Raw genomic sequence first — 26,225 nt, forward strand, 5'->3', positions numbered from 1 at the left:
AGGAGGAGGGCGGGTGCGCCGATGGTGGGCACAAGCGCCGCCCCGGTGGCGTGAACCACCGCCCGCACCGGTGCATCAAACCCTGTGACAGACCCCGCGGAGGAAGGACCACCCATGCGCGGCAACCTGCTCGTCGGCGCGATGCTCACCCTCACGTTCGTCGCCGGTTGCACGTCACCGGTTGATCGGGTCGGCGGCGACGCCGGGCCCGCCGGCTCTCCGTCCACCAGCGCGAGCCCGCCGAGCCCGTCGGTGTCGAGCCCTCCGGCGACCGGCAGCGCCACCCCGGGTGCTCCGGCCACCCGCACCTCCCGGCCGGCCTCGCCGGTGAGCGAGATCAGGCGGACCGACTGGCCCAACGCGGTCATCCGCGATCTGACGTTCTGCGGCGAGTCCGACGACTCGGTGAAGTTCCGCAACGGGTCCAACGGCTTCGACATCCCCTGCCGGATCCTGCCGAACGGTGCCCGGCCGGTGTACGCCGACTTCGTCACCGAGGAGCCCGCGAACGCGCCGTCGACCGAGGACGCGCTCGTCCTCGTCGAACTGGGCAACCCCGGCGCGGCGCGGCGGCAGGCGCTCGTGCCGGTCCAGCTCTCGTACGACGGCCGAGAGCGGTACGCACGGCCGGTCATTCTGGGAGACGATTCCAGTCCGTTGGGCGACCGGGTCATGACGTTCGTCTCGTACCGGGTGGTGGACCAGACCGTGCAGGCCACCGTCCGCAAGCTGGACGGCGGTACCGAGACGCGTCGGTGGCGCACTGTCAACTTCGGCGGCGAGTGGGAACGGTACTAGCGTTGCGTGACCCGCGACGTGTCCACCCGCAGCGTGCCGAGGATCTCGTCGGTGCGGTCGACGTCGTCGATCTGCTTGACCTGGACGTACACCCCGAAGGTGCCGGCGGCAGCGACCAGGGTGACCTCGCTGAACGACGTTCGGGTGCCCCCGCATCGCGCCCAGTGCCGGACGGTCCCACTGAACGCGGCGACGCTGACCGCCCGACCGGCGACGGGGGTGCATCCGCTGTGATCGGGCAGCGCCGGCTGCTCCGCTGGGCGCAGGGCACGGCGCACTCCCACGAAGACCCCCGGTGTCACGCTGTCGACATCGGACCAGTCGCTGAGGTCCGCCCCGACGAGCAGGCCGGGGCGGCGCTCGTCCGGGAGACCGATCACCGCCGGGTCCCAGCCGCCGTCGCGCAGTTGCCGCGCCCAGCCGTCCGGGACGGCCACCGAGACAGCGCCGGTGGCGTCATCCACCCGGGTCCAGCCGTGCGGCGCGGTGGAGGCGGTGGCGGATCCGGCCATGACCAGCGTCGCGGCCACGGTGCCGACGGCGGCGAGGAGTCGGCGGATGCGCCGCGGCGGTGTGCGGGCCGTGAGCTGTCGGCTGGCCAGCAGACCCTCCAACGCCGAGGCGTATGCGGCAGCGGTGGGCCAGCGACGGCCGGGATCGCGATGCAGGGCCCGGCGGACGGCGCGCTCGACGGCGACGGGCACGCGGGGTGCCGCCACCACCGGCTGCCCAGGTGGCGAGCCGGTCAGCATGTGGTGCGTCAGCGCGCCGATCGCGTACACGTCGGCGCGCACGTCGATCCCGCCGCCGGGGACGAGCTGCTCCGGCGCCATGTAGGCGGGCGTGCCGGCGACCACCGTGAACCCGGACGCGTGCGCGAGCGTCTTGGCCAGCCCCAGGTCGGCCACCAGCACCCGGTCGCCGGCCGGGGTGTTGTCGAACAGCACGTTGGACGGCTTGAGGTCACGGTGCAGCACGCCGTTGTCGTGCAGCACCGCCACCGCTCGGGCGATGGCGGCGGCGATCCGCAGCGCCTCGCGCACCGGCATCGGCCCGCCGGTCAGCCGGTCGGCGAGCGTGCCGCCGGCGGCGTACGTCATCACCAGGTACGGCCGGCCGTCGGGCAGCTCACCCACGTCCAACACCCGGACCAGGTGATCGGAGTCGACCTGCCGCATGAACCGGGCCTCCTGGCGGAAGCGCCCCCGGATGTCGGCCCGCTGTGCCCAGTTGTCGGCGAGCACCTTCACGGCCACCGACGAGTGCAGCTCGTCGTCGTACGCCAGCCACACGGTGGCGAACGCACCGGCGCCGACGGGGCGCGCGATGCGGTACCGGCCAACCTGCGGCGGAATGGACACGGTCGTATTATCCGGCGACCGGGACTCCGGTGACGCCCACGAGCGGGGGAGCGCGGGTGGTGAAGGAATCTGACACCGAGGAGCTGGCGAGGCGGGCGGCGGCCGGTGACAGCGCCGCGCTCGACGCGCTGCTGGCCGCGATCGGTCCACGGGTGCTGGAGCAGTGCGGGCGGTTCCTGCCCTGCCGGCAGGACGCGGAGGAGGCGGCGCAGGACGCGTTGTTGCAGGTGGCCCGGCACATTCAACGCTTCGAGGGGCGGTCGCTCTTCTCCACCTGGTTGCACACCGTGGTCGCCAACTGTGCCCGCCAGACCTACCGCTCGCTGCGCCGCCGAGCAGCCGAGCGGCCGAGCGCGCTGCTGCCCGTCGACGTGCCCGACCCCCGGACGACGAGCGTCATCGCCGGCTCGCGCCTCGACCTGTTGGACGCGCTGGACCGGCTGGAGGCGCACCGGCCGGAGCTGGCCACGGCCCTCGTGCTCCGCGACCTGTGTCAGCTCGACTACCAGGAGATCGCCGGGCAGCTGGGCATCCCGATCGGCACGCTCAAGTCCCGGATCCATCACGCCCGTCGCCACGTCCGGGAGACGATGCGGGACAGCTGAGCGTTGCGTACGGCGTTTCGTGGGTTTGCCCCCGATCGAGAGACATCGTTTGACTTGTGTGACGAATGCATCTTTGATGGTCGATGTGCTTGTTCGGCGTGGTCGGGCGCTTCGTCGTCCGGGTGGGCCGGTCGGTGCCCAGAGCCTGGAGGACTGATGCGAGTCAACCCACTACGCCCACGACGACGGCTGTTGCCGGTGGCGATGGCGGCGGTGACGCTGCTGAGCCTGGCCGTGGGTGTGCCGGCGGCCGCCGCGGCACCGTCGACAGTCGTCGGCGTGGCCAGCGGTCGTTGCCTGGACGTGGTCGGCAACGTCAGGACCGCCGGTGCCGGCATCAACATCTACGACTGCAACGGCCAGGCCAATCAGGCGTGGACCCTCACCTCCGCCGGTGAGCTGCGGGTCTACGACGACACGATGTGCCTGGACGTGGTCGGTCAGGACACCACCGCGCCGGCCGCCCTACAGATCAACAACTGCACCGGTGGGGCCAACCAACGCTGGCGGACCACCACCTCGCAGACGATCGTCGGCGTCCAGTCCGGCCTGTGCCTGGACGTGAACGGCGCCGGCACCGCCAACAGCACCACAGTCGGTCTCTGGACCTGCAACGGGCAGTCCAACCAACGGTGGACGACATCCTTCGGCAGCGCCGACAGCCAGCCGCCGACGGCGCCGGGCAGCCCTCGGGTCAGCGGCCTGACCTGCAACTCGGTGACGTTCGCGTGGAACGCCTCGACGGACAACGTCGGCGTGGCCTTCTACGACATCTACCACGACGGCCAGTTGATGACGTCGGTGAGCGGTACGACGCTCTCCACCAACCTGACCGTGGTGGCCGGGGCGACCTGGGGCCTGTACGTCAACGCCCGCGACGCCGCCGGCAACGTGTCGCAGGCGAGCGCCACCGTCTCGATCACTCCACCGCCCTGTCAGGCCGACAGCCAGCCGCCCACCGCGCCCCAACAGCTCACCGGCACCGCGTCGGGCACCACCGTGACGCTGCGTTGGACCGCGTCGACCGACAACATCGGCGTGCGGGCGTACGACATCTACCGGGCCGGCGCGAAGGTGGGCACGGTCACCGGCGCGCCGCCGGCGACCACGTTCACCGACAGCGGCCTGACCGCGAACACCTCCTACCAGTACTACGTGGTGGCCCGGGACGCGCAGGACAACGCCTCGTCGCGCAGCGGCACCGCGACGGTGACCACCGGCGCGGCGTGCGCCAACCCGGTGTGCGGGGTTCGGCAGGTCACCACCGACACCGACATCCCGTGGGGTCTGGTGACGTTGCCCGACGGCAGCGTGCTCTACAACCGGCGCGACGCGCACGACATCATCCAGCTCAACCCGAGCACCGGGGCCAAGACCAACCTGGGCACCGTGCCGAACGTGCAGAGCACCGACGGTGAGGGTGGCCTGTTGGGGCTCGCCATCTCGGGCAGCTACTCCAGCGACCGTTGGCTCTACATCATGCACACCTCGCCGAGCGACAACCGCATCGTCCGGATCAGGCTGGAGAACGGGCGACTCAACACCGCCAGCGAGCAGGTCCTGCTCAGTGGCATCCGGCGGAACAAGTACCACGACGGTGGTCGCCTGCGGTTCGGCCCGGACGGCAAGCTGTACGCCAGCACCGGCGACGCCCAGAACGGCAACTACGCCCAGGACCGGTCCAGCCTCGAAGGCAAGATCCTGCGACTCAACCCGGACGGCACCGTCCCCTCGGACAACCCGTTCGGCAACTACGTGTGGAGCTACGGCCACCGCAACCCGCAGGGGCTGGCGTTCGACTCGCAGGGCCGGCTGTGGGAGCAGGAGTTCGGCAACTCGGTGATGGACGAGACCAACCTGATCACCAAGGGTGGAAACTACGGCTGGCCGGCCTGCGAGGGCACCAGCGGCGCTTGCGGCACGGCCGGGTTCATCGCGCCGGCACGCACCTACCCGACCGCCGAGGGCTCCTGCTCCGGCATCACGATCGTCCGCGACGCGCTCTACGTGGCCTGTGCCCGGGGCGCCCGGATGTACCGGGCGGTGATCAGCGGCAACAGCCTGACGAACGTGCAGACGTACTTCAGCGGCACCTACGGCCGGCTGCGGACGGTGGAGCCGGCTCCGGACGGCGGGTTGTGGCTGACCACCACCAACGTCGGTGACAAGGACAGCACCCCGAACAACAGCAACGAGAGGATCCTGCACGTCACGCTCGGCAACTAGGGCGTGTGGGACGGCCTGCGACCCGGCTTTCAGTTGCTGGTCAGGAGCACGAGTTGCTGGGTGGCCCGGGTCATCGCGACGTAGCGGTCGACGGCTCCCGAGACGCCGCTGCCGAACGCCTGCGGGTCGACGAGGACGACCAGGTCGAATTCGAGGCCCTTGGCCTGATCCGGGCTCAGCGACCGGACCCGCGACGTCGGCGCGAAGGTCGGGTCGCCGATCACGCAGGCGATTCCTTCGGCGTGGTCGGCGAGCCAGGTGTCGAGGATCGACCGCAGGTCGGCGGCCGAGCCGTGGACGACGGGGAGCCCGTTGTCGCGGATGGAGGTGGGCACGTTGGCGTCGGGGAGCACGCCCCGGATGACCGGCTCGGCCTGCGCCATGACCTCCGCCGGCGTCCGGTAGTTGATGCTCAACGAGGCCACCGTGACCCGGTCGAGCCCGACCCGCTTGAGGCGTTCCGGCCACGACTCGGTGAACCCGTGCCGGGCCTGAGCGCGGTCGCCCACGATGGTGAAGCTGCGCGACGGGCAGCGGGCCAGCAGCATCTGCCACTGGGCGTCGGTCAGCTCCTGCGCCTCGTCGACGACGATGTGGGCGAACGGGCCGGCCAGCAGGTCCGGGTCGGCGTCCGGCAGCGCGGAGTCGTCGGTCAGGACGTCGCGCAGGTCGGGTTGGCGCAGCATCGACAGCAGGCCCTCGCCGTCGTCGTAGGTGTCGGCGGCGAGCAGCTCGTCGACCACCCGGGCCATGTGCTCGCGTTCCGCTGCGGCGGCCGGGTCGCGCCGCCGGTTGCGGCCCGCCCTCTCCGCGTCGCCGAGCCGCTGCCGGGCCGCGTCGAGCAGTGGCAGGTCGGACACGCTCCAGGCCCGGGGCTCGTCGCGCTGCAGCTTACGGACCTCCTCCGGGCTGAGCCACGGCGCGCATTTGCGCAGGTACGCGGGCACCGACCACAGGTCACCCACGAGATCGGCCGCGTCGAGCAACGGCCAGGCACGGTTGACAGTCGCCCGCAGCTCCCGGTTGCGCAGCAGCGAGTCGCGGAGCACGGCGTCCGGCTCCTCGCCGTCGTACCGGCCGATGAGGATGGTCAGCAGCTCCTCCCAGATCTCCTCGCGCGCCTCGTTGTGCGGGGTGCCCGGACCCGGCGCCTGGAAGGCGTCGGCCCAGTCGTCGGCGCTCAGGCGGACATCGGAGTCGCCGACCGTGATCGTCATCGGGGCGACCGGTGGGTCCTCGTAGAACCGGACGGCCGCGTCGATCGCCCGGACCAGCTCGGCCGAGGACTTCAACCGGGCCACCTCCGGGTCGGCGTCGACGGTTGCCGTGGCGCCCTCGGCGACGAGGTCGCGCAGGGTGCAGGTCTGCACGTCCTCCTCTCCGAGGCTGGGCAGCACGTCGGCGACGTAGGCCAGGTAGGGCTGGTGCGGCCCCACGAAGAGCACTCCACCCCGGCGTTGACCGAGGCGCGGGTCGGAGTAGAGCAGGTATGCGCTGCGGTGCAGGGCGACGACGGTCTTGCCGGTGCCCGGACCGCCGTCGACCACGAGGGCGCCGGCCGACCCGGCCCGGATGATGGCGTCCTGGTCGGCCTGGATCGTGCTGAGCACGTCGCGCATCCGGGCCGACCGGGCGCCGCCCAGGCTGGCGATGAACGCGGACTGGTCGTCGAGCGTGACGGCGTGCCCCACGAACCCGTCCGGGGTGAACACCTCGTCCCAGTAGTCGCTGATCCGGCCGCGGGTCCAGCGGTACCGGCGGCGGCTGGTCAGGCCCATCGGGTTGGCGTGGGTCGCCCCGAAGAACGGCGCGGCGGCGGGGGAGCGCCAGTCGAGGAGCAACCGCCTACCCGTGCTGTCGGTGAGGCCGCGACGTCCGACGTACACCGGCTCGGGGTTGTCCGCCTCGACCACGTGGCCGAGGCACAGGTCCAGCCCGTAGCGGCTCAGCGAGCGCAGCCGAGCGGTGAGCCGGCCGACCTCCTCGTCCCGGTCGACGGCCTGCCGGCCCTTGCCGCCGGGCGCCCGGCGAGCGGCGTCCAGACGGTCGGACAGCTCGGCGTTCAGCTGCGCGAGGCCCCGCGCCATGGCCGCGAAGTGCCGCTCGTCGTGGGCGATGAGCACCGGGTCGGCCTTCGGGGCGAGGTGATCGGGGAGATCGAACACGGAGGTAGGCAAGGAATCCAATTCATGACTTCCATTTCGGCAGAATCTGGCCTCGGCCGACGATTCTGCGTCATAAACCGGGTCTTGCCGCAAGCCCCCCAGTGCGCTATAAGTTAGAAGTGGCGGGAGACCAGAGGTCTCCCGTTTTCCGTGTTCAGGGCGCGTCGACGACCTCACGGCCGAGCGGCCAGAACGCCGCCGGAACGAGCTTGAAGTTGGCGATGCCGAACGGAATCCCGATGATCGTCACGCAGAGGGCGATGCCCGCGAGGATGTGCGAGAGCGCCAGCCACCAGCCGGCGAGCACCACCCAGAGGACGTTCGCCAGGCCGGAGCCGACGCCCGCGCCCGGCTTGGGTACCAGGGTGCGGCCGAAGGGCCACAGCGAGTAGACCGCGAGGCGCAGCGAGGCGACGCCGAACGGGATGGTGACGACCAGGACGAAGCAGATCAGCGCGGCGATGCCGTAGCCGACCGCCAGCACGAGACCTCCGCCGAAGATGAGCCACAGCACATTCAGTACGAAACGAATCATTACTCCAGCATGAAACATGCTCGCCACCCGGTTGCCGCGCCCCCCGTTCCCTCAACGGGGAACGGCCACCACGTGACCCTCGGGGAGGGGCCTCACGTCACCGTCGGAGAGCTGGGCGAGGGCCTCGTCGCGGCTGTCGAAGATCGGAAACGCCTTGTCCAGCCGCATCGTGTGCAGGACCGTGCGGACGAACCGCGACGGCCCGGCGAGGCAGAGCGTGACACCGCGTTCGCGGGCGTCACGGTGGGCGCGCACGAGCAGACCGAGGCCGGTCGAGTCGATGATGTGCACCCGGCTCAGGTCGACCACCACATGCCCGCCCACGTCGGCCACGTGCCGCAGCGCCGTGCGCAGGTTGTCGCCGGTGTCGAGGTCGATGTCACCGGTGGCGGCGATGACTGTCGTGCCGTCGAGGTGGTCGATGCCGAGGATGCCACCGGGGCCATGCCCGTCGCACGAGGCGTGGCCACCGGTCGAGGCGGGCAGGAGGCTGCAGTGCGGGCAGCGGTGCGGCCCGGTGGCGAAGGGCGAACCGCTCCAGCCGTGCTCGGCCACCAGGGTCCAGACGACCTCGGCGTCGGGGAGCACGCACGCGGTGCCGCGGATGGTCTCGCCGCAGGTGTCGCAGATCAGGGTCATCAGATACTCGTCCGGGACGACGGTCATGCTGCTGGTCCTTCCTCATTGACGATCGAGAGCACCTGATCCAGGCGGGTGATGTGCAGGATGCGCCGTACCCGGGGGTTCGGATCGCGGACGGTGAGGGCCGCGTCGGCGCGAGTCAGCCGCCGGTGCACGTCGAGCAGCAGGCCGATGGCGGCGGCGTCGAGGTGCTGGCAGTCGGACAGGTCGAGCACGACCTGCGCGGGGCGCAGCGCCAACAGTCGGTCGAACACCGCGCCGACCTCCGGCAGGCAGGCCAGATCGAGTTCGGTGACGCGAACCTCGACCAGCGGCAGCGTGTACCTCGCGGGCAGCACCGGCGTCGCCATTGCCGTCCCCCTCTCCGTCGACCCTGCTTCCTCCCCACCGTGCTGGGCGGGGTTGGCGGTCACTGCAAGGCTCTGTGACAGTTGTGTGACAAAACCGCCGGCCGGCGGGCACGGTTGGCCCGCGGGCGGTCGGCCGAGGATGATTCCGGGATGACGGCCGTACTGGTGATCGAGGACGACGACCGCATCCGGCTCGCGCTGCTGCTGGCACTCGAGGAGGAGGGCTACGACGCCCTCGGCGCGGCCACGGCCGAGGAGGGTCTGCGCGCCCAACGTCACCACCCGGCCGACTACGTGCTCGTCGACCTGATGCTGCCCGGCCTCGACGGCTTCGAGTGCATCCGGCAGTTGCGCCGAGACGACGACGTTCCGATCGTGGTGGTCAGCGCCCGGGACGGCACCGACGACATCGTGGCCGCCCTCGAAGCCGGCGCCGACGATTACGTGGTCAAACCCGTGGCCATCCGGGAGCTGACCGCCCGCCTGCGGGCCCTGCGCCGCCGTGCCCGGCCGGTGGTCACGACCTCGGCGCCGGAGCCCGTGCCGGCGGTCGCCTTCGGCGAGTTGGAGATCAGCCCGGAGGCGGGGGAGGTGCGCCGCGCCGGCCAGCAGGTCACTGTCACCCGCACCGAGTTCCGGCTGCTCTGTGAGCTGGCCGAGCACGCCGGTCGGGTGCTGTCGCGTCAGCAGTTGCTGCAACGGGTCTGGGGGTACGACAGCGGCGACGAACGCCTCGTCGACGTGCACGTCGGTCGGTTGCGGCAGAAGATCGAGCCGGACCCGGCGAACCCCCGGCACCTGGTCACCCTGCGGGGCCTCGGCTACAAGCTGCAACGATGAGACGCCTCGGACTGCGTACCCGGGTGACCGCCGCGTTCGCCGTCGGCGCGCTCCTGCTCTCGGCGTCGATGGCCCTGATCTCCTACGAGCTGACCCGACGGTCTCTGCTCGACGACCGCGAACGCATCGCCCTGCGGGCCGCCTACTTCGACGCCGCCGTGGTGCATGCCGGCCTCGACACCGACACCCCCGACGTGGTGGAGGTGCTCCGGTCGTTGGACACCGGCGGAAGCCGCCGACCGGTGCTGCACCTCAACGGCGAGTGGTACGCGAGGGCAGCCGACCCCGGCACCACGGCCGCCATCCCCGACGAGCTGCTCCGGGTCGTCTCCGCCGGGGAGCCGGCCCTGCAGCGTGTCCGCGTCGACGGGCAACCGGCCCTGGTGGTCGGTGTGCCGCTGTCGGCGTCCGCAACGTACTTCGAGGTCAACTCGCTGCGCGAGCTGGAGCAGACCTTCCGGGTGCTGGCCCTCGCGCTGACCAGCGTCGCGGTGCTGGTCGCCGGGTCCGGGGCGGCCCTCGCCTGGTACGCCACCCGACACGGGCTGCGGCCGCTGACAGCCGTCGCCGACGCGGCCGAGAGGATCGCCGCCGGTGACGTCACCGCCCGGCTCGACCCGGCCACCGACCCCGACCTCACCCGCCTCTCCTCGTCGTTCAACCAGATGGTCGACCGCCTCGCCCTGCGCATCGAACGGGACCGCCGGTTCGCCGCCGACGTCAGCCACGAACTGCGATCCCCGTTGCAGACCCTCGCCGCAGCGGCCAGCGTCCTGGCCCGCCGTCGGGAACACCAGGACGAACGGACCGCCACCGCCGCCGGGCTCGTCGCCGACGAGATCGACCGTTTCCAACGGCTCGTCAACGACCTGATCGACCTGGCCCGCAGCGACCAACCGGCCCACCGTGCCCCGGTGGACGTGGTGGAGCTGGCCCGGGAGACCTGCGACGCGTACGAGTTGCCGGGCACCCTCGTCCGCCTGGCACCGGACGTGCCCGCGACGTGGCAGGTCGAGCGGCGGCGGGTCGCCCAGATCCTGACGAACCTGCTCGACAACGCGGCCACCTACGGCGGTGGCCCGGTGGCTGTTCGCCTGAACCGGGACGGGGACAGCGGCGTCATCGAGGTCGACGACGACGGTCCGGGCGTTCCGGTCGAGGACCGCGAGGCGATCTTCGACCGGTTCGTCCGGGGGCGAGCCGCCCACACCCGTGGCGCCGGCGACGGCACCGGCCTGGGGCTGGCGCTGGTCGCGCAGCACGCCGCCGCGCACGCGGGGCAGGTGACGGTCGCCGACCGTCCGGGCGGGGGCGCCTGTTTCCGGGTCACCCTGCCCGGGAGCCTGCCGTGAGGCCCCGCCGTCTCGTCCCGTTGGCCCTCGTCGTGCTGCTGAGCGCATGTGGCATCCCCACCGACGACACCCCACGCGCGGTGCCGGCCCCGCGAGGGCCGTTGAGCAGCGCGGCTCCCGCCGACACCACCGCACCGGCCGGCAGCGCCGCCGAGACGCTCTGCCTGGTCCGGAACAACCGCATCGTCCCGGTGGTCCGGCGCGTCGACAGGGCACCCAGCGTCGCGGACCAGTTGCGACACCTGCTGGCCGGGCCCAGCGGGGCCGAACGGGACAGTGATCTGACCAGCGCGCTGCCGGGTGCGGTCAACGCGGCCGGCGCGACAGTTACCGGGTCGCAGGCCGTCGTCGCGGTCGACGAAGCCGCCGAGGTGGGCGGTCGCAGCGACGAGGTCCTCGCCTTCGGCCAGATCGTCTGCACTCTCACCAGCCGTGAGGACGTCTCCGCTGTGGCCTTCCTGCGCGACGGCAGGGCGCTGGGCGTGCCCCGGGCCGACGGTTCCCTGTCCAGCATGCCGCTCACCCGCGGCGACTACGCCCCCCTCATCAGCGAACGCTGAACGCGAGGTCTCGGGGTCGCTCGGTGGAAGACCTGAGACGAAAGCCAGGGCGAGGCGAGGGAAGCTCCCGGAGGTCGGCAGGCGCCGGCGGTCACATGCTGGCTGGCATGAAACGCGCTGCGCTCTACGTGATCGCCGGCCCGGTCGGCATCGTGGCCTACGGCCTGCTCCGGCTGTGGGGGAAGTCCGACGGGGTGTACGGTCCCGGGCTCGACTGGCAGGCCGCCCACCTGGCAGCCCTCGCCGGCATGGTGTGCTTCGTCCCGGGGGTGCTCGCGCTGTCCCACCTACTGCCCCGCAGTCCGTGGCGCACCGGCGTGGTGGCCGGCACGTTGGTCGGCCTCGCCGCGACGATGGTGCAGTTCGGCGCGGACATCGTCGAGGGCCTGCTGGCCGAGGACCGGGCGGAGATGTCGAGGCTCGGCGCGGAATTCAAGGACATCCCCGGCGTGGAGGTGGCCTTCTACGACGTCGTACCCCAGTTCTTCTTCCTCGGCCTGCTCGTGCTCACGGGTATGCTCGCCGCCCGACGGCGGCTGCCGTGGTGGAGCGTGCCGCTGCTCCTCGTCGGCATCGTCCTGCCGGCGGTCACCCTCGACCTGCTTCCCATCGGCGGCCTGTGCATGGCGCTGGCGTTGGCCCCGGCGCTGCCGCTGGTACGGCAGCGGGGCGAGCGTGCCGGGTCACCGGTCGGCATCCGCTGAGGACCGGGTGGCGCTGGCCCCGTCGGACCAGCGCCACCCATCACGTCGCTACCTCAGGGCGAGGGTGCGGGCGTCGGCGGCGATGACGCTGGCGACCTCCGCCGGCACCAACTTGCCGGCCTGCCGGTCGGCGTAGGTGGCCAGCTCGGCGTACTGGGCGTGGGCCAGCTTGGTGGTCATCGCCGTGACGGCGGCCGGGTCCGCGCCCGAGGTGAAAATCAGATAGCCGAGGCCAGCCTGGCTCACCGTCACGGTGAAGGTGCTGGTCGCCGTGGCGGTGCCCTCGGGACCGGTCGCCTCGGTGGTGATGGTGTGCCGGCCGGCGGTCAGCTTGGCCAGGTCGAGCTTGCGCCCGGCGGCCGACCTCTTGCCGTCCAGCGTCACGGTGACGGTGTCGGCGTTGGTCGCGGCGACCGCGATCACCGGTGACTGTGCCCGGTCGAGCCGAGCACCGTTGGTCGGCGAATCGATCCGCACGCTCGGGTCGGCGAGGGCCCGCTGGACGAACGCCGAGTTCCAGCCGACCAGCTCCGCCGCCCGGTTGGTGATGATCGCGTCGGTGCCGATCCGCTCCAGCCGCTGCCACAGGCCGGCGGAGTCCATCGTCCAGGCCATCACGGCGACCCCGGCCGCGTGCAGCGGGGCGACGACCTCCGGCTTGGCCAACAGCGCGTTGCCGTCCGGGTTGTACGCGGTCAGGTGCAGCTCCTTCGCGATCGCCACCGGGTCGGCGTCCAGGGTGCTGCGGAGCAGGCCGAGCGGCAGCTCGGGGGCGATCTCGTAGGTGTACTTCAGCGCGTCGACCTCGAAGCTCTGGATGAAGACCCGGCCCATCATCTGCTCGTCCCGGATCACCTGGATGATCGTGGCGACCTCGTCCCGGGTGTGCTTGCCCTTGATCTCCACGAGCAGGTTGCCACCCCGCGTGCGCAGGTCGGCGAGCTGCTCCGCGAGAGTGGGCACCCGCTCGCCGACGTACTGCGGGCCGAACCAGGAGCCGGCGTCGAGCGCCTTGATCTGCGCGGCGGTCAGGTCCCGGATGGTGCCGGTGCCGTCGGTGGTCCGGTCGACGGTGCCGTCGTGCAGGATGAACGGGACACCGTCCCTGCTCGGTTGGACGTCGTTCTCGATCCAGTCGGCGCCGCCCCTACGGGCGATCTCCTGGGCGACGAGGGTGTTCTCCGGCGCGGCGGCGGACGCGCCCCGGTGGGCGATCACGGTGAACGGGCTGCCCTCGGGGCGGAGGTAACCGTTCGGCGCCAGCTCGGTGACGGTGACGTCGTCGTACGACACGGTCGCGCCGTTGACGAAGAGCCCCTGGACGCCGTCGGCGGAACGCTGGAGGCTGCTGGTCCGCATCGCCTCCCGCCCGTCGAAGATCCAACGAGCCTGGTTGCCGTGCACCTCGACGGCGACGCGCACGTCCCGGCCGGTGCCGGCGGCGGACAGGGCGGAGGCGGTGTTCGTCACGACCCAGGCGTTGGCGGTGGTCCGCTGGGCGAACTCGAGCCCGTTGGCGGCGGTGGTGCCGCTGCGCATGGTGGCGATCCACCAGGGGGTCGCGCCGCTGGCGGGAACGTCGATGCCGAGCGAGGCCCAGCGGGTGGCGGCCGAGACCGACTCGAAGCGCATGGTCGCCTCGAGGCGGAAGTCGTTCAGGTGTCGACCGAAGGTGATTTTGTTGTTCTCGCTGGAGCTGGCGGAGGTTCCGTACAGTCGGCCGTTCTCGACCTTCCAGGTGCCGTCGACCGCGTGCCAACCGGCGGGCAGCGATCCGGCCGAGAAGTCCTCCGAGACGACGACGCTGCCCGGCTCGGCCGTGGCGGGTGACGAGGTGGCGACGGCGACCGCGACGGCAGCGCCGGTGACGGCGAGAGCGGCAACGGCGGCGGCGGCCCGGGTGCCCAGGGCGCCGAGGCGTGACCCGGCGCGGCGCGGCGACGGTGATGCGGGTGGGACAGTCATGGTCGCGACGGTACGAAGCACGCCCGAACTGATGATCAATCACGCATGGCTGCCGCCGGAACGCCGGGTGTACCGCGCTTGATCCGGCGTGCCGGACTGGTCAGTTCGGCAGGCCGGCGCAGGCGACGCCGTCGATCGTGCACGCCTTGGGCGCGGCGCCGGTCAACGATCCATTCACCCGGAACGTCACCCGGACCGAGGCGTTGCCGGGGACCTGACCGGTGTCCGGGTCCGGCACGAACGTCCACACCGCACCGTCGCGGCTGGCCCGCGCCCCCTCGACCCCGCTGACGCCCAGCGACTCCCGGGGCAGGGTGACGACCAGCGTCCACCCCGGTGCCGCGACCGGGCCCGGATTGCTGATCGTCACTGCCGCGCCGTAGCTGAGCAGCGCGTTGTCAGTGATGGCGAAGTCCGCGCCCAGGGCCGCCGCGGTGGGTTCGGCGGTGGCGCCGGTCGGTGTGGGCCGGGTCGACGACGGGACCGCCGGTGGGACCGACGAGGCCGAGACGGACGGGGACGCGGCCACCGCGGGGCTGGTGAGTGCCGGTTGCGCCTGCGCGCGGGGGGTGGCGGACGGCGACTCGCCCACCTGCTCGACCGATGGCGGCGGATCGAGGGTCACCGGCGTCAGCTTCTCCGGCGTACGCAGCACCCCGACGACGGACACGGCCGTCGCGATCAGCACCCCGAGCGCCGCGACGACGGCCACCCAGGTGGCCCGCGAGACGTCCTCCCGACCGGTGAGCACCCGCCGTGCGGCCGTGACGATGGCCACGACCCGATCCAGCAGAATGATCGCCACGGTACGGCGTGGTTGGGGTGGTGTTGCCGGCACTGCCAGTTTCTCCTTCACATAGTCGCCGGGTGCGTGCCCACGGTCCGTCCGGGTCGCGGTCAGCGTCTGCCCGGTCACAACCCGCGAAGCCCGACGAGTATCGCCTCGAGCAGGTCCTCGGTCGGCAGCTCCGACAGCGTCGGCGGTTCGTGCGTCTCGATCAGCCCGGCCGCGAGCAGGTCACCGAGCAGCACCCGGACCGTCCCCAGCGGAAGATCCAACTCGGCGCCCACCTCGGCCACCGACACTGGATGGTGACACAGCTCGACGATGCGCGCCTGTTCAGGGAAGAGCGGTGTGGGGGGCGTGACCCCCCGCCGGGCGACGACCAGCGAGATCAGGTCGAACTGGCCGCGTGCGGGCGCGGTACGCCCTCCGGTCATCGTGTAGGGCCGGGCGACCGGGCCCGCGTCGTCGTCGTACCACGCCTCGTCAGCGGCGCCGCTGGAGTGCACCTGTGTCCCCGATCGTCACCGAGGAGGCCGGGCCCAGCGTGATCGGCAGGTGCTGCTCGGCCTGCCCCACGAAGAGCGCCACCTCGTACGCCATGTCACCGACCTCGACGTCGTCACCGGCGATCCGCACGGTGAGGATGGTCCCGTTCGGGATGGTGGCGATGAACAGGAACGCCCGCGACATCTGCACCACGACCTGACGCAGCTGACCCGCGTCACAGGTCCGGGTGGCGGCCAGTCCCAACGCGATCAGTCCGGCGACCACGCCGGAGATCTGCTCGGCCAGCTTCGCGCCCACCCGCCGCGAGCCACCGAGCGGCAGCCCGTCCGGTGAGAGCACCACTGCGAACTCCGCGCCGTGCACCCGGTCGACCAGGTTGTTCAGGGCGTCGGTCAGGCCGTTGTCGGTGACCACTGCAGACGTCATTGTTGTCTCCTCGCTGTTCTGGCGACCGGCAACTCGACCGTGTCGAGGCTGGTCCTGCCGTGTTGCGGGCCGGTCGGCCCGGGGTGACGGACCCGCGTCGGTAGCCCGCCGTTGCCGACCGGGCCGGTCAGGTCGGCGTCGGTGTGGGCCGGTGGGTACGGGCTGCCGGGTGGTGCGTTGGCCGGGATGCGGCCGGTGTCGGTGACCGTGATCAGCCGGGAGGGTAGGAGCACGACAGCGGCCGTCCCGCCGCGCCGGCTGGGGTGCAGCGAGACGTGGGCACCGCAGCGGCCGGCCAGTACGGCGACCGCGTACCAACCGGTGCGGCCCGCGGGCGGGCCGTCCGGTGGCGTATCGCCGAGCAGGTGGTTCGCCTCGGCCAGCGCGGCGGCGTCCAGGCCGGGCCCATCGTCGACGACGATCAGGGCACATCCCTGCGGTCGGTGCTCGCCGCTGACCCGGACGGTGGTCTCCGCCCCGGAGAAGGCCAGCGCGTTCTCGATCAGCTCCGCCAGCAGGTGGATGACGTCCGTGACGGCCGGTCCGGCGAGCGACCACGGCCAGTGCGGCGCGATCAGGACCCGGTGGTAGTCCGGCACCTCGGCGACCGCGCCGCGTGCCACGTCGAGCAGTGGCACCGGGCGTCGCCAGCGGCGGGCGGGTGTCGCGCCGGCCAGGGTGATCAGCTTCTCCACGTTGCGGCGGACCCGGGTGGTGAGGTGGTCGAGTTGGAACAGCTCGCCGGTCTCCTCGGTGGACCGTTCCCGACGTTGCATCCCGTCCAGCAGGCTGAGCTGGTCGCGCAGCAGGACCTGGTTGCGTCGGGTCAACCCCAGGAACAGCTCCCGCGCGGTGTCAGCCTCCGGCGTCGCCGGGTCGCGGGGTGCGGCCGGCGTGCCCGGTACCGGAGTCGAGGGATCGGTGTTGCTTCTGGTCAGTTCGTCGGTCAGGCGTCGGACGGTGCCCGCCCAGCTCAGCAGGAGCACGAGCACGACGATGAGGCCGAGCCCCACGACGGCACCGGTACGCGCGATGAGCATGGCGGCACCGGGGGTGGCCCGCTCGACGCTGCCGCGGGCGGTGTTCGTCACCACTGTGTGCAGCGCGCCGAGGGCGGCGTCCGCGGCGGCCCGCCAGTCCTGGACGGTGACACCGGTCAGGGCGTTGGCGGTGCCGCCCTGCAGCAGCCGGTCCTCCAGGGCGAGCAGAGCCGCGAACTCGGGCCCGGCCGCGAGGCGCTGATGCTCGGCCCGGCCGTCGGGCGGAAGCCCGGCCGCGGCCTCGGTGTGCGCGTACCGCTGGATGCTGACCAGCGCAGTCAGCCGGCGCTGCTCGTCGGCGCCGAGCCGGGCGGCGGCCAGGCCCGCGCTGACCAGCGTGTCCTCCCGGGCCAGTAACTCCCGGGCGCGGGCCAGCGCGATCACCGCGCGGGTGTCGGCGGCCAACCCGCTCTCGTACGCGGCCCACTCCGGGCCGTACACCCCGAAGGCGATGTCGATGACCTCGTCGTACCCGTCGACTGCCGCCCCCTGCTCGAGCCGCCCGGTGTCGACCAGGGACCGGGTCGTGCCCAGGCCGTCGAGCCGGCGGACCAGCTCGCCGGCCCGGTCGCGGACCGTGCCGGCGCTGAGCAGCCGGAGGTCGCGGCCCTTGGTGAACGCGCGGATCTCGGCGGCGGCCCGGTCGGTGCCTTCGCGGGCCCCGACCAGCTCGGGGGTCGTCCGCCCCGCCCCGGCGATCGTCTCGGCGGTGATCCGGCGTTCCGTCTGGAGGCTCAGAATCAGGCGGTCGATGGGCTGGCCCAGCGTGTCCGCCAGCGCCCGCACGCGCAGCAGGTCGACGGCGTCCTGGCTGGACACGTAGGCCGTGTACGACCAGAGCGTGACCAGCACGGCGGCCAGCACGGCCAGCCTGGTCCGGATCAGCCGGACGTCGTCACGGGTCATCGGGTCGCCCGCTGCGGCCACGGTTGCCCGGCCGTGTCGCTGGCCCGGTCGGCGACGAGGGTGCGCAGCAGCGCCAGCAGTTCGGTGCGGTTGGCGCAGTTGAGCCGGTTACGCATCCGCGCCACGTGGTGTTCGACGGTCTTGGCCGAGATGAAGAGCCGATCGCCGATCTCCCGGTAGGTCAATCCGGCGAGCACCAGCTCGGCGACCTCGTACTCGCGGTCGCTCAGGCCGTGTTGGGTGGGGCCGGCGATCCGCGCCGTGCTCGTACCGGCCGTCGGGGTCTGCCCGGTCTGCCCGCCGGAGGGCCGCCCCTGCAACGCTCGGGCGCATTCCAGCAGCGTGGTCATCGCCCGTCGGTCCGCGGTGCGGATCGCGGCCTGCCCGGCGAGGCGGGCGCCGTCCCAGCACAACCCGGTGTCGTGCAGCCCCCGGGCGGCGGCCTCCACCCGGATCGGGTCGACGACACCCCGGAGCACCTCCACCCAGCTCTCCGCGGCGGCGGCGACCACTGCCGCGTACCGGCTGTGGCCGGCGGCGGCCAGCAATGCCGTGACGTGTCGGTCGGCGATCGTCGGCTCGCCGGTCAGGATGGCGGCGTGCAGCTCGCTCCAGTGCAGCGGAACGCTCCACAGAGGTGGGTCGTCGAGGCGGTCGAGCAGCTCACGCCCCTGGTGCAGGTACGGCTCCAGCCGGGCCAGGTCACCCAGCCGTGCGCCCGCGATGGCCAGCTCACCCAACGGCAGCAGGGTGAACAGGTCGACGGGGTGCCGCACCACGGCCTCCAGCGCCTGCTCCCAACCACGCTTGAGCGCCCCGAGGTCACTGTTGCGCCGGCCGATGCCCATCCGGATCGCGGCGGCGAAGAGCTGGTCGCGTGACTCCAGTGGCCGCCCGTCGAGCGTCACAGTGGCGAGCCGCTCGCCGGCGGCGTGGATCTCGCCACGGACCATCAGGATCCAGGCCTGCAACAGCCGGTGGCGACGGGCCATCAGCGGGCCTCCGACACCGGCGGCGAGTGCGCGGTGCAGCACCCGCTCGGCGATCTCCAGCTCACCGCAGTGCACTGCCGTCAACGCGGCGAGCGCCGCCGGGCTGTCCGGCAGCAGCGCCGCCCGGCCGTCCGGCTCCAGCAGCGCGGCGGCCTGCACGAGCGCGGAGAGCGCGGCGGTCGGGGGGCCGGTCACGCTCTCCCGTACACCGTTGGCCATCAGTCGGGCGGCGCTGGCGTGCAGGGTCGGGGGGTCGCCTGCCGGGTCGGCCGCCGGTGACTCGGTGCGGGCGGCCGGGTCACCGATGGCCAACCCGCCGACGATGGCGAACGCCGCCGCCGAGGCGGTGCCCGACCACCGGAACAGCTCGACGCTGCGACCGATGTGACCACGGTGAGCCAGGGCGGTGGCGGCGACCACGGCCGCCTCGGAGCGATCCGGGGGAGCGGCCGTGGCCAGGAGGCGGTCCGCCAGCCGAAGCGCGTCGTCGAGGTCACCGGCGAGCGCGACGGCGAGCGCCTGCTGCGCGTTGGGCGGCCGGCCGGCCGCCGTGGCCGCCGCGAACAGCTCGGCGGCGAACGCCGGCTCGTCGGCCAGCGCCTCGTCCGCCGCGGCGGCCAGGGTCGCGGCCGGGCAGTCGCCGAGCGCGCCGAGCGCGCGCAGGGAGCGGACCAGCGGCAACACCGCGCCACCGCGGGCGAGCTGCAACTCGGTGAGCCCTCGCCAGACCGCTGTCCGGTCGGTGGTGGGGCTGAGTGTCGCGACGGCTCGCCGGACGATCGGTGCGAGCCGGCCGTCCGCGCCGAGCAGCCCAGCCGCCCTCGTCGTGGCGATCAGGTCGTCCACTCCGGCCGGGTCCCGGCCCAGCAGCGCGCCGAGCATGGTCACCGGCAGCGACCCGCCGGCCGCGACAGCGAGCAGCAGTCGTCGTACCCCGGGGGGTTGGACGTCCAGGTCCGGACCGAATTCGAGGATGACGGAGCGGGGTGGGTCCACCGTGCCGGTGCGGGTTTCCGCGCCGGCCAGGCCGCGGGCCAGCCGGGCCACGTCGCGGGGTACGCCGGCGGTCTGCGTGTGGACGAAGTCGACCAGGTCGGCCGGGCGGCCCAGCTCGGGCGTGCTGGCGAGATGAGCGGCGGTCTGCTCCCGGGTGAACGGTGTGAGCAGCACGGACTGCCCGTCGCGTCGCAGAGCGTCGACCAGCTCACTGAAGGCCGCCGAACGCGGCCACGGGCGGTGGGCGACCACCAGGCGGTGTCGTCGGCCCGCGACCAGACGCAGCAGTGCTTCGGCCCGTGCGTCGTCGAGCAGGTGCGCGTCGTCGACCAGCACCACCGTGTCGGGGTCGACCGGCTCGTCCGGCTCCGGGGCGGTCGTGCGGACGGCGATCCCGGCGCGCTGGTGAACGCGCTCCAGCTCGGCGAGGAACGCGGTCTTTCCGTGACCGGCCGGGCCGGCGACGCCGACGGCGAGTGGGCCGCTCGGGTCCTGCGCGACAGTGTCCAGTAGCGCCTGCAAACCCCGGTCCAGGATCAACCCTGGCGCGGCGAGGTCCTTCATGATCATCGGGGTCATCCTTCGCGTCCGCGGCCGCGGGCCAGCGCCAGGCGGGACGGCTTCGGCAGTTCCAGTGGGAGGACCCGCACCGGGGGCCGCGGTGGCGGATCGCCCGGAACGGTGTGGTGAGGGCGGCGTGGTGCCGGGAGGGTGGCCCGCCCGGCGCCGCTGACCGGGGCCGGGACTCGGGCCGGCGGTGGCTGGCGAGGGCGTGGTGACACCACCTGGCAGGCGGCCATCGCCGCCCCGGTGGCGGCGGTCAACTGTGCGTCCGGCTCCACCTCGACTGGCACCGCGAGAGCCGCGCCGATCAGTTCGGCCACCAGCGGGACCCGGGTGGAGCCGCCGGCCAGCAGGACGCCGTCGAGTTGGGCCGGGGTCAGGTCGGCACTGCTCACGGCCCGGAGCAGGAGGTCGACGGTGGCCTGCACCGTCGGGCGGATCATGGCCTCGAACTGCGCCCGCGTCACCGGCACCCGCGCCGGGCCGCTCGGCAGGGTCAGCATCACGTCGGCCGTGAGGTCGACGGTCAGCACCCGCTTGACCCGGTCACACTCCGCGCGCAGCCCGCGCAGCGCGGCCTGGGCGCCGCGACGCCCGGTCGCGGCCAACTCCCGGGCCAGCACGGTACGGGCATGCTCGGCGAGCGCCTCGTCGAAGTCGGCGCCACCGACCGAGTCGAGACCCTGCGGGGTGCCGAACGTCTCGTACGTGCCGCGCGGGGTGCGGCGCACCAGAGCCGCCTCGAAACTGTTGCCCCCGAGGGCGTAGACAACGGCAGTGCTTCCCGCGAACCCCCGAGCGGCGTGACTCTCGGCGACGGTGACCGTGCGGGGTAACAACGTCACGTGCCGTAGGCCGAGGTCCGACAGGGCCCGGTGCAACACCTCCCGCCGGTACGGGCGCCATCCTGCCGGGTGGCTGAGCACGATCGCCTCGGCCGCCCCGCCCTCCAGGGCGTGGACCCGCTCCACCACCCACGCCGCCAGTTCGGCGGTCAGCGTCTGCGGCGCGCACGGCTCGCCGCCGAGCAGCACCGGCACGTCGTCGCCGATCCGGTGGACGAAGTCCCGGGTGATGCGGCTGCCGTCGTCGGTCACCGGCTCGCCGACGCGCAGCGAACCGTCCTCGACCAGGCACAGCACCGAAGGCATGAGAGGTGAGCCGGCGCTCAGCGGGACGGCTTCGGGACGGGTCCAGGTCGCGCCGCGTCGCCGTGCGACGGCGGCGGCCGTGTTGCTGCTTCCGATGTCTATCCCCAGGACGTACGGCATCGTCTCTGTCTCTCCCCGTGAGTCAGCCGGTCGGTGGCGATGGCGTCGGCTGCCCGACGACCCACCCCCGGCGAACCCCGCGGGCTCCTACGTTCGTACCAGAGATCAGACCCTGGTCGGGACCCTAATCTCGTCGGGACGGTTTCCCCCTGTCCCCCTAACGTACGAGGTGGCGCAGCCCCTAGTTCAACCGGCCCGGATGCGGGTTCAGCCCCGATGCCCGGGGGCGCGCCCCGGCAATAGCGTCGTCACCGTCGACGTACGACACCCCGCCAATGCCACATCCGAGGAGAACCGGCACATGGACTCGCAGCAGACGCTCCACGACTTCGTGCTCGACCTACTGACGAACCCGGATGCGCGGTCGGCCTTCGACCTCGACCCCGAGGGTGCGTTGCGGGGCGCGGGGCTCACCGACATCACCGCTGCGGACGTGCAGGACGTCGTGCCGCTGGTCGTCGACTACGCGCCGGGTGCCGGTCTCGCGTCGTTGGCCTCGCCGGTCGGGCAGCTCGGGCTGGACCCGCTGCTCACCGACACCACCGACGTGGTGGGTCAGTTGCAGAGCGTGGCGCAGCAGATCAGCGTCACCAGCTCGCCCAGCGGGGTGGACGTCAAGGCCGGCGTGCTCGGCGCCATCGCCGTCGACCCGTCGACCGCCGCCGCCGGGGTCACCGTACTGCCGGGCATCGGTCTGGGCGTCGGACCGTCCGGCCTCGACACCGACCTGGCCGGTGTCTCCGACGTGGCGCACACCCTCGACGCCGACGTGGTGCAGCCGGTGGACGCGATCGCGGACCCGGTGCTCGGCGACGTCACCGGCACCGTCGGTGACCCGAGCGGTCTGCTCGGCGACGTCACCGACTCGAACCTGATCGGCGGCGGCCTGACCGGTGGTGTCCTCTCCGGCACCCACGGTCAGCTCGGCGGGGTCGTCAGCTCCCTCGGTGTCGACGACACCCTCAGCGGGCTGGGCCTCGGGCACGGCGACGGCATCGTCGGCGGGGTCCCGCCGCTCGACGTGCCGTCGACGGTGGGCGGCGTGACGCACCAGGTGGACAGCCTCCTCCCCGGTGTCACCGACACGGTCGGTGACGTGACCGGTGGGGTCACCGATGGTGTGCTCGGCGGCGACTCGCACGCCTCGACCGATCACGGGCTGCTGGGTATCACCGGCGGTCTGCTCTGATCCGGATCTCCGGTCGGAGCGAAGGGCCGGATCGTCTCGGGCGATCCGGCCCTTCCCGGTTCCACATCCGGTCCCTCTTGATAATTGAGCCGAAATCCGCACACTTGGTGCGGTGATGGCCGGGATCTGGTTGGACGTGCTGGACGAGATCGCCCGCACGTGCAGTGCACACGGTCGCGGTGACCTACTCCAGACGGTGCGGCAGAAGCGTGCGCAACTGCTGGATCCGACGCTGCGTGTCCTGGTCATCGGCGAGCCGAATCAGGGCAAGAGTCAGCTGATCAACGCGATCATCAACGCCCCGGCCTGCCCGGTCGGCGACGGCCGGACGACGGTCCTGCCGACCGTGGTGCGGCACGCCGAGGCCCCCACCGCGGCGGTGGCCCAGGCGCCGCCATCAGAGCCGGGCCAGCGCAGCGGCGCCGTCGACGCGGTGGCCGTCGAGCGGACCCCGGTGGCGCTCAACCAGGTCGCGGCGGGCGTTGCCGGCCTGGTCGGTCGCCGGCCGGGCGGCGGCCCGGCGTACGTGGAGATCGGACTGCCCCGTGCGCTGCTCGGTGCCGGGTTGGTGCTGGTGGACACTCCCGGCACCGACGAGGTCGCCGGCGTCGGCGCTGCCGTTTCGGTCGCCGCGCCGGCCCGCGCGGACACCGTGCTGCTGGTCTCCGACTCCACTCGGGAGTTGTCGGTCGCCGAGCTGAACATGCTGCTGCACATCATGCGCTCGCATCCGAACGTGGTGGTGGTGCAGAGCAAGACCGACCTGGTGGCGGACTGGCGGGCTGTCGCCGAGCGCAACCGGCAGCACCTGGCCGAGGCGGGGGTTACGGCGACGCTGATCCCGGTTTCGGCGGCGCTGCGACTGCGCGCGGCCGCCGCCGACGACCGTGGGCTCAACGCCGAGTCGGGCTTCCCCGCGTTGATCGCCCGCCTGCAAGGTGACCTGGCCGGGAAGGCCGACCACCTGGCCCGGGCGGCGGTGCAGACGGTGGCCCGGACGGTGGTGGAGCAGTTGGCCGCGCCGCTGCGCGCCGAGTTGGAGACCCAGGAGGCCGAGGAGCAGTCCGGGCCGATCTCCCGGCTGCACGCGGCGCAGCGCGAGGTCGACGAGTTGCGCCGGTGCTCCACCCGGTGGCAGAACACGCTGACCGACGAGATCACCGACCTGCTGGCCGACCTCGAGTACGACCTGCGTGACCGGACCAGACAGATCCTGCGCGCGGTGGACGAGGCGTTCGACACGGCGGACCCGTTGGTCGCCTGGGACACCTTCCAGGACTGGCTGGAGCGCAGCCTGGTGGAGGCGGCGGAGGCGAACCACGAGTGGCTGATCCAGCGCTGTGACTGGATCGCCCGGCGGGTGGCCGCCAACTTCGACAGGTACGGCTACGACGTGCTGCCGCCCTGGTCGATGACGATGCCGGACGACATCGGCGAGCGACTGCCCGACCTGCAACGGCCGACGATCGACAGGTTCACCACCGGTCAGAAGCTGTTCACCGGCATGAAGGGCTCGTACGGCGGCATGTTGATGTTCGGTCTGGCGACCACCCTGGCCGGCATGCCGATGATCAATCCGGTTTCGGTCGGCATCGGGGCGCTCTTCGGCGGCAAGAGCATCCGGGACGAGAGCAAGCAGTTGCTCCGTCGGCGGCAGGCGACGGTCAAGACGGCCATCCAGCGGCATGTCGACGATTTCTTCGTCCGGATCATCCGAGACTGCCGCGACGCCGTCCGGCAGGTGCAGCGGATGCTGCGGGACCACTTCACCGGGCTGACCGAGGAGCTGCAGGAGGCCATCGTGCAGTCGTTCCGCAGCGCGAAGCAGGAGGCCGACACCGATGCCTCGGTGCGCGAGCAGCGGCAGCGTGAGATCCGGCAGAAGATGACCAGGCTGGCGGCGGTGTACGAGCAGGCTCAGCAGTTGACCGGCGCCCGTTCCGCCCCGCTGCTGTTGGAGCCGCAGGCATGACTGTGGGAGTGCGCCTGGACGAGGCGGCGTGGGGGTTGCTGCACCAGGCCATCGAGCTGTACCAGGACAATCCCCGGGCCGTCGCCGAGCTTCGGCAACAGGTGGCCAGGTTGGAGCAGCCGCTGCGGATCGCCATCGTCGGCCCGTGGCGATCAGGTAAGTCGACGGTGCTCAACGCGTTGATGGGCGAGGAGGTCGCGCCGGTCGAGCGGGCGGACGGAGCCTTCACCTGGTACGAGGACGGCGCCGCGCCGCGTGCCACCGCCTACCCGGTCGGGCAGCCACCGCAGGAGTTGGCGGTGGTGAAGTCGGCAACCGGGCTGCGGGTGGATCTGGGCTGGGGCACGGGGGAGGTGCGGGACATCGTCGTGCGGTGGCCGACGCGGGCGCTGCGGCAGATCACGCTCATCGACACTCCGGCGGTCACCGGTGGCGCCGAGCAGGGCCGGTCGCCGGTGTTGGAGCGGGTGCTGCGCGACTCGGACGCGGTGTTGTACCTGACCCGCGACGGTCGCGACAGCGACCTGCGGGTGCTGGAGTCCGCACGGGACAGTGCCGTCGGGCAGTCCGCTCCGGTCAACGTGATCGTGGTGCTGTCCCGCGCCGACGAGACCGGTGGCGGCCGGATCGACGGGCTGCTCACGGCCCGCCAGCTCGCTCGCCGGCACTACCGCGACCCGAGGGTGAACGCGCTCAGTGTCAACGTCGTGGCGTGCAGCGGCATGATCGGCTTGGCCGGTCGGTTGCTCGGTGAATCCGATTTCGCCGCGCTCGCGACCCTGGCCCAGGTGCCTCGGGCGGAGCTGGACGCCCACCTCATCTCCGCCGACCGCTTCCTCCGTGGTGAGCTGCCGGTACGGCTGGACACCGAGGTGCGCGCCGCGCTGCTGGGCCGGTTCGGGGTCTTCGGTGTCCGGCTGGCGACCACGCTGGTGCGCAGCGGGTTCGACAGCCGGGTGAAGCTCTCCGCCGAGTTGATTCGGCGAAGTGGTCTCACCGAGCTGCGTGAGTCGGTGACGCGGTCCTTCATCGATCGCCGCGACGCCCTCAAGGCGCGGTCTGCGCTGGCCGCGGTGGAGGCGCTGCTGCGGGCCGAGCCGACCCGGGGTTCCGCCGAGCTGGTCGGCGCGGTGGAGCAGATCCTCGCTGGCGCGCACGAGTTCCGGGAGCTGCGCCTGCTGGTGGCGCTGCGCAACACCCGGCTGGGCTTCGACGCGGAGCTGGCCGCCGAGGCGCAACGGCTCGTCGGTGGCGACGGGGTGGGCCTCGCGGCTCGACTCGGTGTCGAGCATGAGGCTGACGTGCGGCAGCTCTGGGAGGTCGCCGCCGAGGCGCAGTGGCGGTGGCGGGACCGGTCGGAGGATCCGCTGCTCCCGCTGGCCCAGCGCCGCGGCGCCCAGGTCGTCGTCCGCAGTTGCGAGGGGATGATCGCCGAGCTGGCCGCGGGCGGTCGCTGAGCACCTGTCGGCCGG

The 26,225-nt window shown here is 72.4% G+C and carries 22 protein-coding genes; 10 read left to right on the plus strand and 12 right to left on the minus strand.

Translation table 11 applies throughout. The features are described from left to right. Nucleotides 1-114: 114 nt before the first annotated feature. Nucleotides 115-798 carry a hypothetical protein gene (locus ACZ6NZ_RS07845; RefSeq protein ID WP_465856824.1) on the plus strand — a complete coding sequence of 228 codons (684 nt, stop codon included), beginning with the start codon at nt 115-117 and terminating at the stop codon, nt 796-798. On the opposite strand, the gene ACZ6NZ_RS07850 is transcribed toward ACZ6NZ_RS07845, so the two are convergent. Then, nucleotides 795-2,159, minus strand: coding sequence for a serine/threonine-protein kinase (locus ACZ6NZ_RS07850; protein ID WP_465856826.1), 1,365 nt, complete (start codon nt 2,157-2,159; stop codon nt 795-797). The genes ACZ6NZ_RS07845 and ACZ6NZ_RS07850 overlap by 4 nt on opposite strands. Before the next feature lie 56 nt (nt 2,160-2,215). On the opposite strand from ACZ6NZ_RS07850, the gene ACZ6NZ_RS07855 reads away from it, so the two are divergent. Together ACZ6NZ_RS07855 and ACZ6NZ_RS07860 are read left to right on the plus strand one after the other, a co-directional pair. Then, nucleotides 2,216-2,764 (plus strand): RNA polymerase sigma factor, encoded by a 549-nt coding sequence (locus ACZ6NZ_RS07855; RefSeq protein ID WP_465856828.1) that lies wholly within the window; start codon nt 2,216-2,218, stop codon nt 2,762-2,764. A 156-nt stretch (nt 2,765-2,920) separates the two neighbouring features. Then, the gene (locus ACZ6NZ_RS07860) at nt 2,921-4,990 is read left to right on the plus strand and encodes a PQQ-dependent sugar dehydrogenase (protein WP_465856830.1); all 2,070 of its coding nucleotides are present in this window, start codon (nt 2,921-2,923) and stop codon (nt 4,988-4,990) included. A 29-nt stretch (nt 4,991-5,019) separates the two neighbouring features. Here ACZ6NZ_RS07860 and helR read toward each other — a convergent pair whose 3' ends face one another. The 4 genes from helR to ACZ6NZ_RS07880 form a co-directional block, all read right to left on the minus strand. Next, nucleotides 5,020-7,155: an RNA polymerase recycling motor ATPase HelR gene (gene helR, locus ACZ6NZ_RS07865; protein ID WP_465856832.1), complete on the minus strand. Its 2,136-nt coding sequence runs from the start codon at nt 7,153-7,155 to the stop codon at nt 5,020-5,022. Between the two features lie 154 nt (nt 7,156-7,309). After that, nucleotides 7,310-7,690 carry a YccF domain-containing protein gene (locus tag ACZ6NZ_RS07870; protein WP_465856834.1) on the minus strand — a complete coding sequence of 127 codons (381 nt, stop codon included), beginning with the start codon at nt 7,688-7,690 and terminating at the stop codon, nt 7,310-7,312. A 51-nt stretch (nt 7,691-7,741) separates the two neighbouring features. Next, complete coding sequence (locus ACZ6NZ_RS07875; protein ID WP_465856836.1) at nt 7,742-8,356, minus strand: STAS domain-containing protein; 615 nt, start codon at nt 8,354-8,356, stop codon at nt 7,742-7,744. Then, nucleotides 8,353-8,682, minus strand: coding sequence for an STAS domain-containing protein (locus ACZ6NZ_RS07880; protein WP_465856838.1), 330 nt, complete (start codon nt 8,680-8,682; stop codon nt 8,353-8,355). Before ACZ6NZ_RS07880 ends, ACZ6NZ_RS07875 begins: the two co-directional genes overlap by 4 nt. Before the next feature lie 150 nt (nt 8,683-8,832). Between ACZ6NZ_RS07880 and ACZ6NZ_RS07885 the strand changes: the two genes are divergently transcribed. The 4 genes from ACZ6NZ_RS07885 to ACZ6NZ_RS07900 all read left to right on the plus strand — a co-directional run bounded on the left by ACZ6NZ_RS07885 (nt 8,833) and on the right by ACZ6NZ_RS07900 (nt 12,138). Beyond that, nucleotides 8,833-9,522 (plus strand): response regulator transcription factor, encoded by a 690-nt coding sequence (locus tag ACZ6NZ_RS07885; protein ID WP_465856840.1) that lies wholly within the window; start codon nt 8,833-8,835, stop codon nt 9,520-9,522. After that, a complete protein-coding gene (locus ACZ6NZ_RS07890; protein ID WP_465856842.1) occupies nt 9,519-10,874 on the plus strand; it encodes a sensor histidine kinase in 1,356 nt (451 codons plus the stop codon). Before ACZ6NZ_RS07885 ends, ACZ6NZ_RS07890 begins: the two co-directional genes overlap by 4 nt. Continuing rightward, nucleotides 10,871-11,434: a GerMN domain-containing protein gene (locus tag ACZ6NZ_RS07895; protein ID WP_465856844.1), complete on the plus strand. Its 564-nt coding sequence runs from the start codon at nt 10,871-10,873 to the stop codon at nt 11,432-11,434. The genes ACZ6NZ_RS07890 and ACZ6NZ_RS07895 overlap by 4 nt, the downstream gene beginning before the upstream one ends. 107 nt (nt 11,435-11,541) lie before the next feature. Beyond that, nucleotides 11,542-12,138 (plus strand): hypothetical protein, encoded by a 597-nt coding sequence (locus tag ACZ6NZ_RS07900; RefSeq protein WP_465856846.1) that lies wholly within the window; start codon nt 11,542-11,544, stop codon nt 12,136-12,138. Between the two features lie 48 nt (nt 12,139-12,186). Here the strand turns inward: ACZ6NZ_RS07900 and ACZ6NZ_RS07905 are convergent, their stop codons facing one another. The 7 genes from ACZ6NZ_RS07905 to ACZ6NZ_RS07935 form a co-directional block, all read right to left on the minus strand. Then, complete coding sequence (locus tag ACZ6NZ_RS07905; protein WP_465856848.1) at nt 12,187-14,103, minus strand: glycerophosphodiester phosphodiesterase; 1,917 nt, start codon at nt 14,101-14,103, stop codon at nt 12,187-12,189. A 100-nt stretch (nt 14,104-14,203) separates the two neighbouring features. Then, nucleotides 14,204-14,908, minus strand: coding sequence for a hypothetical protein (locus tag ACZ6NZ_RS07910; RefSeq protein ID WP_465856850.1), 705 nt, complete (start codon nt 14,906-14,908; stop codon nt 14,204-14,206). A gap of 107 nt (nt 14,909-15,015) precedes the next feature. Then, nucleotides 15,016-15,396: a DUF742 domain-containing protein gene (locus ACZ6NZ_RS07915; protein WP_366609290.1), complete on the minus strand. Its 381-nt coding sequence runs from the start codon at nt 15,394-15,396 to the stop codon at nt 15,016-15,018. After that, nucleotides 15,374-15,823: a roadblock/LC7 domain-containing protein gene (locus ACZ6NZ_RS07920; protein WP_465856852.1), complete on the minus strand. Its 450-nt coding sequence runs from the start codon at nt 15,821-15,823 to the stop codon at nt 15,374-15,376. The genes ACZ6NZ_RS07915 and ACZ6NZ_RS07920 overlap by 23 nt, the downstream gene beginning before the upstream one ends. Further along, complete coding sequence (locus ACZ6NZ_RS07925; RefSeq protein ID WP_465856854.1) at nt 15,820-17,769, minus strand: sensor histidine kinase; 1,950 nt, start codon at nt 17,767-17,769, stop codon at nt 15,820-15,822. Before ACZ6NZ_RS07925 ends, ACZ6NZ_RS07920 begins: the two co-directional genes overlap by 4 nt. Then, nucleotides 17,766-20,327, minus strand: coding sequence for a helix-turn-helix transcriptional regulator (locus tag ACZ6NZ_RS07930; RefSeq protein ID WP_465856856.1), 2,562 nt, complete (start codon nt 20,325-20,327; stop codon nt 17,766-17,768). Before ACZ6NZ_RS07930 ends, ACZ6NZ_RS07925 begins: the two co-directional genes overlap by 4 nt. A gap of 5 nt (nt 20,328-20,332) precedes the next feature. Next, on the minus strand, nt 20,333-21,592 hold the full coding sequence (locus ACZ6NZ_RS07935) for an Hsp70 family protein (RefSeq protein WP_366609298.1): 1,260 nt from the start codon (nt 21,590-21,592) through the stop codon (nt 20,333-20,335). Nucleotides 21,593-21,893: 301 nt separating this feature from the next. On the opposite strand from ACZ6NZ_RS07935, the gene ACZ6NZ_RS07940 reads away from it, so the two are divergent. From ACZ6NZ_RS07940 to ACZ6NZ_RS07950, 3 genes are all read left to right on the plus strand, one after another. Further along, a complete protein-coding gene (locus ACZ6NZ_RS07940; protein WP_465856859.1) occupies nt 21,894-22,781 on the plus strand; it encodes an IniB N-terminal domain-containing protein in 888 nt (295 codons plus the stop codon). A gap of 115 nt (nt 22,782-22,896) precedes the next feature. After that, nucleotides 22,897-24,753: a dynamin family protein gene (locus ACZ6NZ_RS07945; RefSeq protein WP_465857400.1), complete on the plus strand. Its 1,857-nt coding sequence runs from the start codon at nt 22,897-22,899 to the stop codon at nt 24,751-24,753. Further along, nucleotides 24,750-26,210 carry a hypothetical protein gene (locus tag ACZ6NZ_RS07950; RefSeq protein ID WP_465856861.1) on the plus strand — a complete coding sequence of 487 codons (1,461 nt, stop codon included), beginning with the start codon at nt 24,750-24,752 and terminating at the stop codon, nt 26,208-26,210. Before ACZ6NZ_RS07945 ends, ACZ6NZ_RS07950 begins: the two co-directional genes overlap by 4 nt. Nucleotides 26,211-26,225: the final 15 nt, after the last annotated feature.

The organism is Micromonospora sp. NPDC047756 (assembly GCF_055587245.1).

What these genes read in the sequence shown, in the direction of transcription:
- ACZ6NZ_RS07845 (WP_465856824.1), top strand. Translation starts at nt 115, where the DNA reads ATGCGCGGCAACCTGCTCGTCGGCGCGATGCTCACCCTCACGTTCGTC.
- ACZ6NZ_RS07860 (WP_465856830.1), top strand. Translation starts at nt 2,921, where the DNA reads ATGCGAGTCAACCCACTACGCCCACGACGACGGCTGTTGCCGGTGGCG.
- ACZ6NZ_RS07870 (WP_465856834.1), bottom strand. Translation starts at nt 7,690, where the DNA reads ATGATTCGTTTCGTACTGAATGTGCTGTGGCTCATCTTCGGCGGAGGT.
- ACZ6NZ_RS07875 (WP_465856836.1), bottom strand. Translation starts at nt 8,356, where the DNA reads ATGACCGTCGTCCCGGACGAGTATCTGATGACCCTGATCTGCGACACC.
- ACZ6NZ_RS07880 (WP_465856838.1), bottom strand. Translation starts at nt 8,682, where the DNA reads ATGGCGACGCCGGTGCTGCCCGCGAGGTACACGCTGCCGCTGGTCGAG.
- ACZ6NZ_RS07885 (WP_465856840.1), top strand. Translation starts at nt 8,833, where the DNA reads ATGACGGCCGTACTGGTGATCGAGGACGACGACCGCATCCGGCTCGCG.
- ACZ6NZ_RS07890 (WP_465856842.1), top strand. Translation starts at nt 9,519, where the DNA reads ATGAGACGCCTCGGACTGCGTACCCGGGTGACCGCCGCGTTCGCCGTC.
- ACZ6NZ_RS07900 (WP_465856846.1), top strand. Translation starts at nt 11,542, where the DNA reads ATGAAACGCGCTGCGCTCTACGTGATCGCCGGCCCGGTCGGCATCGTG.
- ACZ6NZ_RS07905 (WP_465856848.1), bottom strand. Translation starts at nt 14,103, where the DNA reads ATGACTGTCCCACCCGCATCACCGTCGCCGCGCCGCGCCGGGTCACGC.
- ACZ6NZ_RS07920 (WP_465856852.1), bottom strand. Translation starts at nt 15,823, where the DNA reads ATGACGTCTGCAGTGGTCACCGACAACGGCCTGACCGACGCCCTGAAC.
- ACZ6NZ_RS07925 (WP_465856854.1), bottom strand. Translation starts at nt 17,769, where the DNA reads ATGACCCGTGACGACGTCCGGCTGATCCGGACCAGGCTGGCCGTGCTG.
- ACZ6NZ_RS07930 (WP_465856856.1), bottom strand. Translation starts at nt 20,327, where the DNA reads ATGATCATGAAGGACCTCGCCGCGCCAGGGTTGATCCTGGACCGGGGT.
- ACZ6NZ_RS07935 (WP_366609298.1), bottom strand. Translation starts at nt 21,592, where the DNA reads ATGCCGTACGTCCTGGGGATAGACATCGGAAGCAGCAACACGGCCGCC.
- ACZ6NZ_RS07940 (WP_465856859.1), top strand. Translation starts at nt 21,894, where the DNA reads ATGGACTCGCAGCAGACGCTCCACGACTTCGTGCTCGACCTACTGACG.
- ACZ6NZ_RS07945 (WP_465857400.1), top strand. Translation starts at nt 22,897, where the DNA reads ATGGCCGGGATCTGGTTGGACGTGCTGGACGAGATCGCCCGCACGTGC.
- ACZ6NZ_RS07950 (WP_465856861.1), top strand. Translation starts at nt 24,750, where the DNA reads ATGACTGTGGGAGTGCGCCTGGACGAGGCGGCGTGGGGGTTGCTGCAC.